Origin of the sequence: Arsenophonus apicola (assembly GCF_020268605.1) — a bacterium.
Lineage (GTDB): Bacteria > Pseudomonadota > Gammaproteobacteria > Enterobacterales > Enterobacteriaceae > Arsenophonus > Arsenophonus apicola.
Window position 1 is genome coordinate 2,257,449 of the sequence record NZ_CP084222.1, and the last position, 15,626, is coordinate 2,273,074.

Consider the following 15,626-nt stretch of genomic DNA (forward strand, 5'->3'; position numbering starts at 1 on the left):
CTTCATGACAAATCGCATTACACGGAAGTTTAAACAATTCTTTGTGCAATATAATTATGACTTCTTGCCCTCACATTTGGCGTTGATGAATAGCCCACCATCACCTTTTGCTCGTTTAACCGCACTGACCTTAAGTATGGGTGTTGTTATCACTATTGGTTGGGCCTACTGGGGGCTGCTAGATGTTCAAGCCACCTCAACCGGACGGCTTATCGTTTCCGGACACTCACAAGTTATTCAAGCTTATGAGCAGAGCCGATTAACGGAATTACATGTAAAAAAACGGGCAACATGTAAAAAAAGGGGAACCTCTGCTCACCCTTGACGCTCTAGGTGTTAGTCAGGATATCATCGGTATTTCTCATCAAATTGAGTATCATACGATTGAAAAATTGCTTTACCAATCGCTACTGGAAAACAAAATTCCCCATCAACAACTCAGCTTTCATCAATTAACAAAACGCCAACAAGAAAAAATTAGCAAAAACTATCACCATGAAAAAGCCCAGTTTGATGCGCAAGTTGCTAGCTTAACCTTTGAAATTGAAGTTAACCATACGTCGCAAAAAGCAAAAACCAATGATCTCAATGTGCTCTTTTTACTACAAAAGAATATCAAGCAGCGTTTAGAAGCCCGTAAAACATTAAGTCAAAAACAGATGATTAGTAAATCAGAATATTTAGAGCAGGAAAAAGAGTTATTAGAAATTAAACGTTTAATTGCCCAACAAAGCTCTGAACTAAATATTTTAAATTCGCAAGAAAAAAACCTAAAAGAACGGCTTAATGCTTTCCAATCACAAAAACAGCATGAATGGAATGATAAAAAAAAACAATCAGAGATCCAGCTCTCAATGCTAGAACAAGAATACGCAAAATTTGATGAGCGCGAACAGTTAGAAATTGTACGCTCACCGGTTACTGGCACCGTGCAACAATTAGCCACTTATACCTTAGGGGCAGTATTACAACCGGCACAAAATTTGATGGTCATTGTACCCGATAACGATGTACAACTTGCCGAAGTTAAGATCTTAAATAAAGATATTGGCTTTATTCGCCCTGGGCAAAAAGTTGCTGTCAAAGTCGACGCCTTTCCTTACACACGTTATGGCACTATTGAGGGAGAAGTATTATCAATTTCACGTAATTCGGCTCAAGATGAACAACTAGGTCTTATCTTTCCAGCGCAAATCAGTCTGAAACAAAATAATCTAATGGTTGATGGTCATGCAATTGATATCACCCCAGGTATGTCTATTGTGGCAGAAATCAAAACCGATAAACGGCGTGTGATAGATTATCTATTAAGCCCAATTCGTGAATACCTGTCTGAATCCATGCGGGAGAAATAAGCAATGGAAACTTTTTCTACCGTAGCAATAGCTAACAACACCACTAACCAAGCCTTAGATGCCATAACTTGGCTTGGTAAACAACTTAGTAAATCCATTACAATTAAACAATTAACTCACTCCTTAGGATTAGAATCTCAACATCTAACCGACTGGCAATTACGAGAGTGTGCGGATTTTATGCAATTAAAAAGTAAAGTAAACTTTCTTACACCTACTGAGCTGGAGCATATCCCGTTACCCGCATTAATTGAAATAGAAGGAATATGGTGGGTATTTACCCATATAACGCACCAAATCATTGAAGTAATAAATCCGTGTTCAGAGAAAACATTAACTTTTCCTCATCATAATAATCCAAATAATCCAATCAAATTTAAAGTATTGCTGGTTGCAGAAAAAAAATTAACTACCAAAAAAATCAAGTTTGGATTAGATTGGTTTTCCCCATCGGTTCTTAGACAAAATAAACAACTAAGAGATATTTTTATACTCGCCAGTGTAGTGCAAATATTTGCCCTTATTCATCCAATCCTTTTTCAACATCTCATTGATAAAGTCTTGGTAGGTCGTAGCCTAAATAGCTTACATGTTTTGGCATTTGCTATGGTTTCATTAGCCATAGCCGAACCTATTTATAGCTTTATTCGTAATAAAATTTTTAATCATACCTCTGGCCAAATTAATGCTGAATTATCTGGCCGCTTATATCGTCATTTATTAGGACTACCACTCGATTATTTTAGACAGCGACAAACAGGACAAATTATTGCCCGAGTTCGTGAAATGGCGCAAATTCGGCAATTCCTCACTGGCTCAACTTTAATGTTGTTTATCGATCTGTTTTTTGTCACCTTATTCATTGCTGTGTTGTTCAATTACAGTGCACTGCTCGCTGGTATCGTCGTTGGTTCATTAATAATCTATTTTATCTTTTGGTTATTAATTGGTCCCATTATCCGAAAACGGGTAGAAAAAGAGTATGAAGCTCAAGCCGATAATACGACTTTTCTTACTGAATCAATAACTGGCATTGAAACCATTAAAACAACTGCCACAGAGAATAGGTTTTTACAACGCTGGCAGAAAATTTTAAGTCACCAATTACAAAAGAGCTTCCAGGTGCAAAAAAGCGGTGTGATAGCCAGTCAAATCATTACCCTGGTTAATAAAATAACTACCGCTATTTTATTATGGTTTGGTGTTAAAGCCGTCATGCAAGGCCAACTCAGTCCAGGAGAATTAATTGCTTTTAATATGCTTAGTGCCCATGTTACCCAACCGATTCTTCGGCTGGCGCAGGTATGGCAAGATTTCCAACATACCCTTATCGCCCTTAAACGTGTTGGTGATATTCTTGATGAACCTACCGAATTTGGCCAAAAAGGGTTAACTAATACCGCATCTATTGAGGGTAATATTGAATTTAATCATATCAGATTTCGTTATGCTAACGACATGCCAGAAGTATTGCAGAATCTATCCTTGTCAATTAAAGCCGGACAATTTATTGGTATCACGGGCCCTTCAGGATCAGGAAAAAGTACCTTAACGAAACTATTACAACGACTTTATATTCCCCAGCAGGGTCAAATTACGATTGATGGTATGGATCTGGCTGTCGCCGATCCCATGGCTTTACGTCTTAATATGAGCGTAGTACTGCAAGAAAGTGTTTTGTTTGCTGGCTCCATAGCAGACAATATCCGCTTAAGCCAGCCGGCAGCTTCTGACGAAGCCGTGACCCAGGCCGCGCAAATGGCAGGCGCACTGGATTTTATTCAACAACTTCCGCACGGTTTCAATAGCCAGTTAGCAGAAAGGGGGATGAATTTATCAGGTGGCCAACGGCAACGTATAGCGCTTGCCCGTGCCCTGTTAACACAACCACGCATTTTAATTCTTGATGAGGCCACTTCTGCGCTAGATTATGACTCAGAAGCCGCTATCATGAAAAATATGCATTATCTGTCTGCTGGTCGAACCGTAATTAGTATTGCCCATCGGCTTAATACCATCCGTTATGCTGACAAAATTTGTGTGATAAATGAAGGACAAGTCGTTGAATGCGATAGCCATGATAATCTACTTAGGTTAAATGGGTTTTATGCTCAACTCTGGTATCAGCAAATAGGATCAAAGGCAAAAATAAACGCTTAAACATGACATGAGTCGCCAGTAAGCTCACATGTATCTGTTTTACTGGCTATGTCTAATTTAACTTGCTCACTAATAGATTGCTTTATCAATAGGATATATTTTATCTGATAGTAGCGATAGTTATCATGCTAGGGTATGATTGTTTTAAGTAACTAGCAAATTTCCATCAACATTTAAATTATGGCAAAAGAGCAGACTGATCGCACAACCCGGGATCTATTCGCCGATGAACTTAGACCAGGGCGTCCGAAAACCAATCCCTTATCTCGACATGAACAATTAAAAATCAATAAACGAAATCAATTAAAACGTGATAAGAGCAAAGGCTTACGTCGTGTCGAATTAAAAATCAATGAGCGTGCTGTTGCAACATTAAATATGCTAGCGCAAGAACAGAAAATAAGCCGTAGTGAACTAATAGAACAAATATTACTGACACAATTAGCAAAGAAAAAGCAATGAATTGCAGTTTTATTGGTTTATTTTGTCTAAAACACACAAAATTGACAGAATTATGCAGTTATTTTCGTCAAAATAATGGTCATTTAATTATTTATTAATCAACTGTTATTATCTTTCCTATTACTACTATTAGTAACAATAAGATAACTAAACAACGCAAATTAAAATTAAGAGGTTTATTTACTTTATGGCAATCATAGGTATCTTCTTCGGCAGTGATACTGGCAATACAGAAAATATTGCCAAAATGATCCAAGAAAAGCTTGGCGGCACTGATATTGCTGAAATTCATGATATTGCTAAAAGCAGTAAAGAGGATATTGAAGCATTTGATATTTTACTATTCGGTATTCCTACCTGGTATTATGGTGAAGCACAGTGTGACTGGGACGATTTCTTTCCGACATTGGAAGAAATTGATTTTGACGGTAAGCTGGTCGCTATTTTTGGTTGTGGCGATCAAGAAGATTATGCCGAATATTTTTGTGATGCTATGGGTACCGTAAAAGAGATTATTGAACCTAAAGGGGCTAGCATTATTGGCCACTGGCCAACTGAAGGTTACCACTTTGAAGCATCAAAAGGACTTGCTGATGACAATAACTTTATTGGTCTTGCCATTGATGAAGACCGGCAACCGGAACTAACCGATCAACGCGTGGAGTGTTGGGTAAATCAAATAATCGACGAGCTTGAATTGCAAGCCATCATTGATAGATAAATGTCATTTTTTTGTACATGATAATTCCTGCAAATTGTGTAATGATATTAAGACATATATAATTGTAAAATTAGTTTGAAAGAAACAGTATGCTACTGTTAACAATGTTTTGATATTATTGAATTCACTACTAATGCAACAAGGTAGGATCCGCATGACCGACAACAATAAAGCATTGAAGAATGCAGGGCTTAAAGTAACGCTTCCACGTTTGAAAATTTTAGAGGTATTACAAGAGCCAGAGTGCCATCACGTCAGTGCGGAAGATCTCTATAAAAAACTCATTGATATGGGGGAAGAGATTGGCCTCGCAACGGTTTATCGTGTTCTAAACCAATTTGATGAAGCGGGTATTGTTACTCGCCATAACTTTGAAGGCGGTAAATCAGTTTTTGAACTGACACAACAATATCACCACGATCACTTAATTTGTTTAGATTGTGGTAAAGTTATTGAATTTAGTGATGAATCGATTGAAACAAGACAAAAAAACATCGCCGAACGTCATGGTATTAAACTCTCTAATCACAGTCTCTATCTCTATGGACATTGCTCAAAAAAAGACCATTGTGATGAAAACGACTTGGGGCACCCTGCCCGCAATAGTAAAGAAGAAAAATAACCCTGCCTATCACTGTTTTTGTTATTAATCAGATAAAACAACGAAGCCCGCAGGTGCTAGCAACACCTACGAGCCTCTGACCACAACATTAACAGGAGTAATGCTATGGCTAGTAGCAATAGTATTATAAACACATATCTAAAGCGCAATACTTTCCTTCACTATCATACCCATAAGATAGGCTCGAAAAGCTAGTTATTACGCTTGATTTTCATATTGGTGAGAGAAAAAGTGCAAGCCCACGCGATATTGACCACGTTTCCATTATTACTTATCTGTCGTCAATCATTGGGGGTGCACAATGCTGTCTGATAGCAATATTCTTTTTTCCGAATTAGCTAATGTGCTTCGCAAGCTAGATATCTCACATTTGAGTACCGATGATATCCTACAGTTAGCAAATAGCAGCAAAGAGTGTTGCGCTGGATTATGCCATAATTTACATTTTCTGGCGAAAACCTTGCTTTCTTTGGCAGATAATAAAGTATCAAAGTTCTCTATGGCTAGCCTATGTCAATTAGGTCATGGATTGTCAGCTATTGCTATTTTGCTACCTGCTTTAATTCAACTACAAAAATCTGTTGAACAACAAATTAGCAATATTCCCGAGGATTAATATTAATCGTCGCTTCCATTTTGATTATCAATGGAAGCGTCAATAACGTTTATTTCTCTTTTACAATCCTGCGCACACAGCTTGAAAATGTATTCATTACATCAAAGAAATATTTTAACACTGATAAAAATAGGGTTAAAAAACGCTAGCAGCTATGTTCTCAAACTGCTTGCTGATACAAAGTACGAATATGATTTACATATCTGCTATGTGCGGCTAAGGCGCTATCTTTTTTCTCCGCTATCTGCGGAATAATTTTAACGCTACCAATATGATCAACCGCAAAAAATTTATCTAACTTTGGAATAATATCACCATCGATATAGTAGTGATTAATATTAGCCTTAACTTTTTTTAAGTTGGCTAAATTGCTATATTGCGCTAACAAGTCGTTCTGTAAACCTAAGCCAAGTTGAGCGCTGCTAAAACATTCTGCTCGAATAGCCTTTTCTGTAGTAGATACTTTCAGCGCAGAATAAGCGGCTAAGCCTCCGCCTAATGAATGACCGCTGGTTGAAAGACTATATTTTTGCCATTTCTCATGTTGCATAAGTAGTTGCAAATGATGCAGTAGCTGGCTAGCTTGCTTATAACAAGCAGGAATGTCACCAAACACATTATTAATATTCGCATTGCATTGATTAATAAAAGTTCTCGGATTCTTCATATAACGCGGCGCTCCACCACTTACCGCTTCACCACTGGTGGTACCACCAAAAACTAAGCGAATTTCCTGCCTAACTTTATTGTGAAAAATATAAGCGACTAATCCGGTTTTACTATCATTTAATAAACCATGCTGCGGATACAGTTTTATATTGCTCTTTTTAGATAGGAAGCTGGCCAATTCACGATCGATCCCCCACTGGGTGGCTTCTAATGTGGCAAGGTTACGGTTGTACACAAAATCAGCTAATAACGCATCATGATAATGTTGCTTGATGCTGGCTTTATTTAACAGGAGACTTAATTTTTGACAAGTATGCAACTTATTTAACGACGTTTTTTGTTGTAATATTTCCACATTACTATTATGGATAGTCTTTAATGAAGAGAGCATATTGTCCTTAGGAGATATTAGCTGCGACTCTTTAGGCAAAAACACATTTTTTATTAAATAGCTTGAATTGATAAAGTTTGGCATGGCATAACATCCTTATTAATGGCCAATGGGTCAGTTTAATAATTATATTTGCCAAAGAGTGATTATCTTGTTTTAACCAACTAGAAATCTATGACTTAAAGCCATATTTTTCTATTTAAAAAATATACTACCCAAATAAACCCTCTCTCTTCTTTTTAATAAAAAAAGCGTGGTTATCAACCACGCTTTTTATAGTGACTATCAATGATATAATTTCTTAGCTGGCTATTTTTGCCCAACTATCTCTTAACCCTACCGTGCGATTAAATACCAACTGTTCAGCCGTATGATCATGGCTATCAGCACAAAAATAGCCCTCGCGTTCAAACTGATAAGCTTTTCCAGCTTGCGCGGTAATTAAACTTGGTTCAACAAACCCACGCCGAATCACTAAAGAATCTGGATTAATAACGGCTAAAAAGTCCTCTTCTGCGGCAGGATTAGGCACCGTAAATAAGCGATCATACAACCTGATTTCTGCTGGCAGCGCATGTAATGCACTTACCCAATGGATAACCCCTTTGACTTTACGTCCGTCGGCAGGATCTTTATTTAATGTATCAGCATCATAAGTACAATAAATCGTAGTAATATTACCTGCTGCATCTTTATCAACCCGATTAGCCTGTACAATATAAGCATTACGTAAACGCACCTCTTTACCTAAAACTAAGCGCTTATATTGCCGATTAGCTTCTTCACGAAAATCAGCCCGATCAATATAAAGTTCTCGACTAAATGGGACTTGACGGGTACCCATCTCAGGTTTGTTCGGGTGATTATACATTGTCAGCATCTGCTCACTAGCAAGCATATTTTCAATCACTAATTTTATTGGATCTAATACCGCCATGGCTCGTGGTGCATTTTCATTTAGATCATCACGAATGCAAGACTCCAATGCTGCCATTTCAACCGTATTATCTTGCTTGGTAACGCCAATACGCCGACAAAACTCACGAATTGATGCAGCCGTATAGCCACGCCGACGTAAACCTGAAATAGTTGGCATTCTAGGATCATCCCAATTTTCAACCCTGTTTTCTGCCACTAACTGATTTAGTTTACGTTTTGACATCACCGTATAGGCAAGATTTAAACGTGAAAACTCATACTGTCTTGTATGACAATCAATGGTAATATTGTCTAATACCCAATCATATAAGCGGCGATTATCCTGAAATTCAAGGGTACAAAGTGAGTGAGTAATCCCCTCTAATGCGTCCGAAATACAATGGGTAAAATCATACATTGGATAAATACACCATTTATTACCTGATTGGTGGTGCTTAGCATATTTTATTCGATATAAAACCGGATCACGCATAACTATAAAAGGAGATGACATATCAATTTTAGCGCGCAAACAGGCCTTACCCTCTTCAAATTCACCCGCTCGCATCTTGTCAAATAGCTGCAAATTTTGCTCAATACTGCGATCACGATATGGACTATTTTTACCTGGCTGCTTTAAAGTTCCTCGATATTCACGAATAGCATCAGGACTTAATTCATCAACATAAGCTAAGCCTTTTTTAATCAGCTCAATAGCATATTGATAAAGGTCATCAAAATAATCTGACGAATATTTAACGTTACCACTCCAATTAAAACCTAGCCACTTCACATCTTCTTGAATAGAATTAACATATTCAACATCTTCTTTAACTGGATTAGTATCATCAAAACGCAAATTGCATTGACCCTGATAATCCTTAGCAATACCAAAATTCAGACAGATTGATTTCGCATGACCAATATGTAAATAACCATTTGGTTCAGGTGGAAAACGGGTATGTACATGAGTATGTTTACCTGTAGCCAAATCTTCATCAATAATCTGGCGAATGAAATTTGTTGGGCGAGTATCTGCCTCATTCATTGTCATAGTTCCTCAATGCAAAAGCATGTTAATAACGCTTTTATCATCTACGATATCCGAATTAGAAACAACCGTTTATTAACACATATTATTAGGCTTTATTGAATTAATGAAAAGCGCATAAAGGAAAAACGGGAGGTTCATAACCCTTCCCGTTTTTATCCATTATTAATTCTACGGTTATTATATCAAATCATAATAATAAAACACATCACTTCAATATATCATAAATTGGCGTTATTCCCGCGATTACTTCACCCGTTGCCACTATTGTCAATCCCTGATAATCATCAATATTACTGATAATAATTGGACTTATCATTGATTTAGCATGCTGCTCTAAGTAAGGCAGATCTAGTTTCAGGATTGGCTGACCTACCTTTACGTCACTATTTTCTGCAACTAAACGCTCGCAACCCTGCCCCTTTAACGCCACAGTATCAATACCCATATGAACGATCACTTCAACACCTTCATTCGTCACAATACAGAAAGCATGATTGGTAGCAAAAATTTTTACAATCTTACCCGCGACAGGCGCTAACACCTCACCATTCGTTGGCTTGATCGCTAAACCATCACCGACAATACGGCTGGCAAAAGCTTCATCAGGAACTTCATCAAGGGAATAAATTTCACCACTAACCGGCGCAACCAACGTTAAAATCGTTTGCCCAGCAGGTTTATTTTTTACTTTTAGTGCTGATTGTCGATTATCTTTCTCAACAAAATTTGATGGTGCAACAACTTCTCTTGCGGCAATCTTTTTCATTGCTTCTGCTATCATTTCTGCTCGCGTTCCAACAATAATTTGCACATTATGTTTATTTAAACGAATAATGCCTGATGCACCCAATTTTTTTACCAAATCATCATTAACAATATCAACGGTTTTTACACCTAGACGTAAACGAGTAATACAAGCATCGATTACTGTTAAATTATCGGTTCCCCCTACCGCCGCAAGATATTGGTATGCTTCATGGGTAATATTTTTATCACTGATCGTGATATCTTTGTCATAATCATCAACCTCTTGCTGCTCGTTTGTCATTTCGCGACCAGGAGTCATTAAATTGAACTTATTAATCACAAAACGAAATATGACATAATATAAACCAAAGAAAATTAAACCCTGGAAAATCAACATATACCAATGCACTGCTAATGGATTATGACTCTGCAGTAACATATCGACTAAACCCGCACTAAAGCCAAAACCCGAGATCCAATGCATTGCAGCGGCAATATAAACAGAAAATCCAGTTAATAGCGCATGAATGACATAAAGAATCGGCGCAACAAACATAAATGAGAATTCGAGTGGCTCAGTAATGCCAGTAAAAAAGGCGGCAAAAGCACCCGCCATCATGATACCAGCGACTTTTGCTTTATTTTCCGGGCGGGCACAGTGATAAATGGCCAATGCCGCGCCTGGCAAACCAAACATCATAATGGGGAAAAATCCAGCTTGATAACGCCCCGTAATCCCTTTTTCGGCCATACCTGCTGCCAACGATTTAGCTCCCGCCAAAAAGTTGGGAATATCATTAATACCCGCCACATCAAACCAAAATACTGAATTTAATGCATGATGTAATCCAACCGGGATCAACAGACGATTGAAAAAAGCATAAATACCGGCACCTAATGAACCCAAATCTTTAATATTTTCACCAAACACCACTAATACATTATAAATGAATGGCCAAACATACATCAGAACGAAGGACACCAGGATCATCAAAAATGAAGTCAATATAGGTACTAAACGGCGGCCACTAAAGAACGACAAAGCTTTTGGTAACTCGACACCACTATAGCGATTATAAAGTTCCGCAGCCAATACACCGACCAATATCCCGATAAACTGATTATTAATTTTGTTAAATGCCGCTGGGACCTGCTCGCTAGCAACGCCCATGATCATCGAAAAAGCAGTCGGAGAACATAGGGTGGTTACCACTAAAAAACCAACAAAACCGGTTAATGCCGCTGAACCATCTTTATCTTTCGACAAACCATAAGCAACACCAATTGCAAACAGGGTTGACATATTATCTATAATTGCCGCGCCAGATTTGAACAATAAAGCGGCAATGGTACTATTAGCCCCTAAGCCGTTAGGATCAATCCAATAACCAATCCCCATTAAAATGGCAGCGGCAGGTAACACAGCAACAGGTACCATTAGAGCACGACCTATTCGCTGCAAATAACTTAACACATTCACTCTGTTTTCCCCTTGAATAACCTCATTACTGAGATCTTATGGCTAAATATTATAAATATTCAATTTTTTGCATATATTATCATTAAGTCACTTAGACCCTATTATTTTGCATCACAAATTAAATCAGCTAAAGTTGTGATAAAAGTCTAAATGTCACTCTGTTATTTGATTAAAATAGTGGCTAAACAAAAAATCTTTTTTTTTTATGAAAAATATCTTATTTTTACTAGATTTCAGACGTTAACAAATAGACAATCTTTGCGTTATAAAAACTGAATTAATAGCAAAGAATAATACAAAATCATTAAAATATAGCTGATATGCAGCAAAATTAAGTGAGGTAAAAAATAATGAGGCTGATTCCTCTAACAACTGCAAAAAATGTCGGTCTTTTTTCCGCTAATTACATTGCAAATAAAATTAACCAATTCAATCCAACGGCTGCACATCCATTTGTATTAGGACTGCCCACAGGCGGAACACCTCTAGCTACTTATCATGAGCTGATTAATCTTTTTAAGGCAGGTAAAGTTAGTTTTAAAAATGTGGTTACTTTCAATATGGATGAATATGTCGGGATCCCGCAGAATCATCCCCAAAGCTATCATACTTTCATGTATGAAAATTTCTTTAACCATATCGATATCTCGAAAAATAATATTAACTTACTTGATGGTAATGCAAAAGATATCGACGCTGAATGTAAACGTTACGAAGATAAAATCAAGTCTTATGGTAAAATACATCTATTCATGGGGGGGGTTGGTAGTGATGGCCATATAGCCTTCAATGAGCCAGCTTCATCGCTTTCTTCTCGAACCCGGATCAAAACGCTAACACCAGAGACTCGGCAGGCAAATTCTCGTTTTTTTGACAACAATATCGATCTAGTGCCTAAATATGCTGTCACGGTTGGTGTTGGGACCCTACTTGATGCCGAAGAAATTTTAGTCCTGGCAACCGGTGCCAATAAGGCATTAGCCGTTGAAGCTGCGGTAGAAGGCTCGATTAACCATATGTGGACGATTAGTTGCCTACAAATGCATGCAAAATCAGCCCTGGTTTGTGATGAACCAGCAACCCTTGAGTTAAAAGTAAAAACTTTAAAATATTTCCGTCAATTAGAATCTGACATCATTAATCAATTTGCTAGTTAAATTAAGATAGTAAAATTCAATACTATCGCCTAGCTAAAAATAGGCTAATAATTTGATAGATTATCCTATTTTCTGTTTCTAATAAAAGAGTAAAATATCATGTATGCATTAACCAACTGCATTATTTATACAGGTTATGAAAAGCTTGACAATCATGCAGTTATTATTGAAAAAGAACAAATAAAACAGGTTTGTCCAATTGCAAAATTACCTCAGGATATTGAAATTCGTGATCTACAAAATGCCATTCTCGCGCCAGGATTTATTGATTTACAAGTTAATGGCTGCGGTGGCGTACAATTCAATGATAATCCAGCAGATATCTCAATTAAGACGCTGGAGATTATGCAAAAAACCAATGAACGAAATGGCTGTACTAGCTTCCTACCTACCTTGATCACTAGCCCTGATCCGTTGATCAAAACAGCCATAGAAACGATGCGTGATTATCTGGCCAAATATAAAAATCAGGCATTAGGGTTACATATTGAAGGACCTTACATTAACCCAGTCAAAAAAGGTACACATAATACCGAATATATTCGTAAACCTTCTGCCGAAATGATCAACTATTTATGTCAAAATGCCGATGTGATCACTAAAATTACCTTAGCACCAGAAATAGTTGCAGAAAAATATATTCATCAATTAGTTGAAGCAGGTATTGTTGTTTCAGCCGGTCATTCCAATGCAACTTACGAAGAGGCTCAGAATGGTTTCAAGGCAGGTATTCAATTCTCAACTCATATTTTCAATGCTATGCCTGCTATTTCAGGTCGTGCTCCTGGATTAGTTGGTGCTATTTACAATACACCAAATGTATATGCTGGAATTATTGCCGATGGTTTACATGTTCACTGGGCTAATATTCGTGATAGTAAACAATTAAAAGGCGATAAATTAATTCTAGTAACAGATGCCACCGCACCTGCTGGACTTGATCCTAATGGTAATGAAATGGATTATTTTACCTTTGCTGGTAAAACCATATATTATCGTGATGGATTATGTGTTGATAAAAATGGTACATTAAGCGGTTCATCTTTAACGATGATAGATGCTGTCAAAAATAGCGTTGAACATGTAGGTATTGCATTAGATGAAGCGCTACGAATGGCTACACTTTATCCGGCTCGTGCTATTGGTGTCGACAAAAAACTTGGGAGCATAGAAAAAGATAAAGTTGCCAACCTTATCGTATTTAATCGCGACTTCATTATCCGTAAAACCATTGTTAATGGCCGTGAAATCGAACTGTAACGAGCATATATACTGATGAGTCACAATTACATTTTGAAACAAATTGGTAATATTGATTTAGTTAAACAATTAAATAGTGCTGTGGTATATCGAATTATTGATCAGAATGGCCCTATTTCTCGAATTCAGATCTCAGAACAGAGCCAACTGGCGCCTGCTAGTGTAACCAAAATAACGCGCCAATTACTTGAGCGCGGCTTAATTAAAGAAGTCGCTCAACAAGCCTCCACCGGAGGTCGCCGACCCATTTCAATTATCTCTGAACATCACATTTTCATAGCATTGGCGTAAGATTAGGTCGTCGTGATTGTACATTAGCACTTTACGCCTTAAACGGCAAAATGCTTGCTGAAGCCCATTCACCATTACCCGAAACCGGCCAACAAGAAATAGAAAATCATTTAATCGCAGCTATTGAAAATTTCATTCAACAATATCAACGTCCTAATCGCGAGTTGATTGCTATTTCAGTCATTTTACCGGGCTTAGTCAATCCTAAAGCAGGAATTGTCCATTATATGCCCCATATAAAAGTACATAACTGGCAGTTACTGCGTAATCTGAAAGAGCATTTCAAAATGACCTGTTTTATCGGTCACGATATTCGTAGTTTTGCACTGGCAGAACATTATTTCGGTGCAACACAAAATTGCGCCGATTCAATTTTTGTACGCATCCATCATGGCGCTGGAGCAGGTGTGATTATGGGAGGTGAAATTTTATTGAACAACCGTTATAACCTGGGTGAAGTCGGTCATATACAAATAGATCCATTAGGTGAGCGTTGTCATTGCGGTAACTTTGGTTGTCTGGAAACAATTGCAGCTAATAGCGCTATTGAAAATAGAATTAGGCAACAACTTGAACAAAATTATCCAAGCCAATTAAAACCCAATAATTGTTCTATTAAAGCAATTTGCCAGGCAGCAAATAAAAACGATCCGTTAGCAATTGAAGTAATTAAACATGTAGGTCATCATCTTGGTAAAGCGATTGCCATTATTATTAACCTATTTAATCCACAAAAGGTTGTCATTGCAGGGGAAATCACAGCAGCCGAAAAAGTTCTCCTACCCGCCATGCAAAACTGTATCAAAACCCAAGCACTAAAAGATTTTCGTAATGATTTACCGATTGTTACTTCACAACTGGTACATAATTCAGCTATCGGCGCTTTCGCATTAACTAAACGTGCTATGTTAAACGGCGAACTTTTGCAACATTTGCTTGAATAGCAATAACGGTGTAATACATTGTTGGATATTTTTTACTAGCAGCAATATAAAAAATTTATGCTGCAAATAACATTTATCTATTAATTAAAAATTTTTAATACACAATAGCAATTATTAATCGCTGCAAAAGTTGCAGCTTAGATATACAATATTATGCGCTAACTAATAAATTGCTCAATCAACATTAACTTTTTATCTCAATAAATTAATAAATGCTTTTGGTTGTTAATGAAGATTATCACTATCATTGCAGTAAAAAGCATCGTTTATTTCATTAGCAAAAATGTCTTAACTTAATTAGTTTTTATATTTGCCATATCAAGCTATTATTATTTGGCGATAACACCGTTATTTTTTGTCGATTTTATCGACAAAATGATTACAAGCCAAACAAACAGATATTTTTCTGTGTAAATCGTAAAAAAATCAGTTGACGACTCGGGGCGATATACGCATAATGCGCCCCGCAACGCCAATAAAGGTTGTGCAAAAAGATGGCTACGTAGCTCAGCTGGTTAGAGCACAGCACTCATAATGCTGGGGTCACAGGTTCGATTCCCGTCGTAGCCACCATAATTTGCGGGAGTGGCGAAATTGGTAGACGCACCAGATTTAGGTTCTGGCGCCGCAAGGTGTGCGAGTTCAAGTCTCGCCTCCCGCACCATTCTTTATAAAAATAGTTTATATTCTTGTTGGGGTATCGCCAAGCGGTAAGGCACCAGGTTTTGATCCTGGCACTCCCTGGTTCGAATCCAGGTACCCCAGCCAATTTATAGATG

At 37.5% G+C, this 15,626-nt stretch carries 12 protein-coding genes, 3 tRNA genes and 1 pseudogene; 13 read left to right on the forward strand and 3 right to left on the reverse strand.

Going from position 1 to position 15,626, the window contains the following annotated elements; all coding sequences use genetic code 11:
• Window positions 1-4: 4 nt before the first annotated feature.
• From LDL57_RS17970 to LDL57_RS10740, 7 genes are all read left to right on the forward strand, one after another.
• Entirely contained in the window at window positions 5-325 is a 321-nt protein-coding gene (locus tag LDL57_RS17970) for a hypothetical protein (protein ID WP_310740118.1), read from the forward strand.
• Window positions 312-1,355: an HlyD family type I secretion periplasmic adaptor subunit gene (locus tag LDL57_RS10715; RefSeq protein WP_310740188.1), complete on the forward strand. Its 1,044-nt coding sequence runs from the start codon at window positions 312-314 to the stop codon at window positions 1,353-1,355. The genes LDL57_RS17970 and LDL57_RS10715 overlap by 14 nt, the downstream gene beginning before the upstream one ends.
• A 3-nt stretch (window positions 1,356-1,358) precedes the next feature.
• The gene (locus LDL57_RS10720; protein ID WP_180559022.1) at window positions 1,359-3,515 is read left to right on the forward strand and encodes a type I secretion system permease/ATPase; all 2,157 of its coding nucleotides are present in this window, start codon (window positions 1,359-1,361) and stop codon (window positions 3,513-3,515) included.
• 180 nt (window positions 3,516-3,695) lie between these two features.
• The gene (gene ybfE, locus LDL57_RS10725) at window positions 3,696-3,977 is read left to right on the forward strand and encodes a LexA regulated protein (protein WP_180559023.1); all 282 of its coding nucleotides are present in this window, start codon (window positions 3,696-3,698) and stop codon (window positions 3,975-3,977) included.
• A 187-nt stretch (window positions 3,978-4,164) separates the two neighbouring features.
• Window positions 4,165-4,698, forward strand: a complete 534-nt coding sequence (fldA, locus tag LDL57_RS10730; protein ID WP_180559024.1) for a flavodoxin FldA — start codon at window positions 4,165-4,167, stop codon at window positions 4,696-4,698.
• Between the two features lie 154 nt (window positions 4,699-4,852).
• On the forward strand, window positions 4,853-5,320 hold the full coding sequence (gene fur, locus LDL57_RS10735; protein ID WP_225505588.1) for a ferric iron uptake transcriptional regulator: 468 nt from the start codon (window positions 4,853-4,855) through the stop codon (window positions 5,318-5,320).
• 301 nt (window positions 5,321-5,621) lie between these two features.
• Window positions 5,622-5,936, forward strand: coding sequence for a hypothetical protein (locus tag LDL57_RS10740; RefSeq protein WP_225505590.1), 315 nt, complete (start codon window positions 5,622-5,624; stop codon window positions 5,934-5,936).
• 160 nt (window positions 5,937-6,096) lie between these two features.
• On the opposite strand, the gene LDL57_RS10745 is transcribed toward LDL57_RS10740, so the two are convergent.
• The 3 genes from LDL57_RS10745 to nagE form a co-directional block, all read right to left on the reverse strand.
• A complete protein-coding gene (locus LDL57_RS10745; RefSeq protein ID WP_225505592.1) occupies window positions 6,097-7,080 on the reverse strand; it encodes a Tle-like phospholipase domain-containing protein in 984 nt (327 codons plus the stop codon).
• A gap of 217 nt (window positions 7,081-7,297) precedes the next feature.
• On the reverse strand, window positions 7,298-8,962 hold the full coding sequence (gene glnS / locus LDL57_RS10750) for a glutamine--tRNA ligase (RefSeq protein WP_225505594.1): 1,665 nt from the start codon (window positions 8,960-8,962) through the stop codon (window positions 7,298-7,300).
• Window positions 8,963-9,173: 211 nt separating this feature from the next.
• A complete protein-coding gene (nagE, locus tag LDL57_RS10755) occupies window positions 9,174-11,195 on the reverse strand; it encodes an N-acetylglucosamine-specific PTS transporter subunit IIBC (RefSeq protein ID WP_180559029.1) in 2,022 nt (673 codons plus the stop codon).
• 350 nt (window positions 11,196-11,545) lie between these two features.
• Here nagE and nagB point away from each other — a divergent pair, with 350 nt between their 5' ends.
• The 6 genes and pseudogenes from nagB (at window position 11,546) to LDL57_RS10785 (ending at window position 15,615) form a co-directional block, all read left to right on the forward strand.
• The gene (nagB, locus tag LDL57_RS10760) at window positions 11,546-12,352 is read left to right on the forward strand and encodes a glucosamine-6-phosphate deaminase (RefSeq protein ID WP_180559030.1); all 807 of its coding nucleotides are present in this window, start codon (window positions 11,546-11,548) and stop codon (window positions 12,350-12,352) included.
• A 99-nt stretch (window positions 12,353-12,451) separates the two neighbouring features.
• On the forward strand, window positions 12,452-13,612 hold the full coding sequence (nagA, locus tag LDL57_RS10765) for an N-acetylglucosamine-6-phosphate deacetylase (RefSeq protein ID WP_180559031.1): 1,161 nt from the start codon (window positions 12,452-12,454) through the stop codon (window positions 13,610-13,612).
• Window positions 13,613-13,627: 15 nt separating this feature from the next.
• Window positions 13,628-14,847, forward strand: a pseudogene (gene nagC / locus LDL57_RS10770) (DNA-binding transcriptional regulator NagC).
• Between the two features lie 496 nt (window positions 14,848-15,343).
• Window positions 15,344-15,420: transfer RNA gene (locus LDL57_RS10775), tRNA-Met, on the forward strand.
• 6 nt (window positions 15,421-15,426) lie between these two features.
• A tRNA-Leu gene (locus tag LDL57_RS10780) sits at window positions 15,427-15,511 on the forward strand.
• A 29-nt stretch (window positions 15,512-15,540) separates the two neighbouring features.
• A tRNA-Gln gene (locus LDL57_RS10785) sits at window positions 15,541-15,615 on the forward strand.
• Window positions 15,616-15,626 lie beyond the last annotated feature (11 nt).

Excerpts from the sequence above, each read along its gene's own strand:
- LDL57_RS17970 (WP_310740118.1), top strand. The coding sequence starts at position 5 with ATGACAAATCGCATTACACGGAAGTTTAAACAATTCTTTGTGCAATAT.
- LDL57_RS10720 (WP_180559022.1), top strand. The coding sequence starts at position 1,359 with ATGGAAACTTTTTCTACCGTAGCAATAGCTAACAACACCACTAACCAA.
- ybfE (WP_180559023.1), top strand. The coding sequence starts at position 3,696 with ATGGCAAAAGAGCAGACTGATCGCACAACCCGGGATCTATTCGCCGAT.
- fldA (WP_180559024.1), top strand. The coding sequence starts at position 4,165 with ATGGCAATCATAGGTATCTTCTTCGGCAGTGATACTGGCAATACAGAA.
- fur (WP_225505588.1), top strand. The coding sequence starts at position 4,853 with ATGACCGACAACAATAAAGCATTGAAGAATGCAGGGCTTAAAGTAACG.
- LDL57_RS10740 (WP_225505590.1), top strand. The coding sequence starts at position 5,622 with ATGCTGTCTGATAGCAATATTCTTTTTTCCGAATTAGCTAATGTGCTT.
- LDL57_RS10745 (WP_225505592.1), bottom strand. The coding sequence starts at position 7,080 with ATGCCAAACTTTATCAATTCAAGCTATTTAATAAAAAATGTGTTTTTG.
- glnS (WP_225505594.1), bottom strand. The coding sequence starts at position 8,962 with ATGAATGAGGCAGATACTCGCCCAACAAATTTCATTCGCCAGATTATT.
- nagB (WP_180559030.1), top strand. The coding sequence starts at position 11,546 with ATGAGGCTGATTCCTCTAACAACTGCAAAAAATGTCGGTCTTTTTTCC.
- nagA (WP_180559031.1), top strand. The coding sequence starts at position 12,452 with ATGTATGCATTAACCAACTGCATTATTTATACAGGTTATGAAAAGCTT.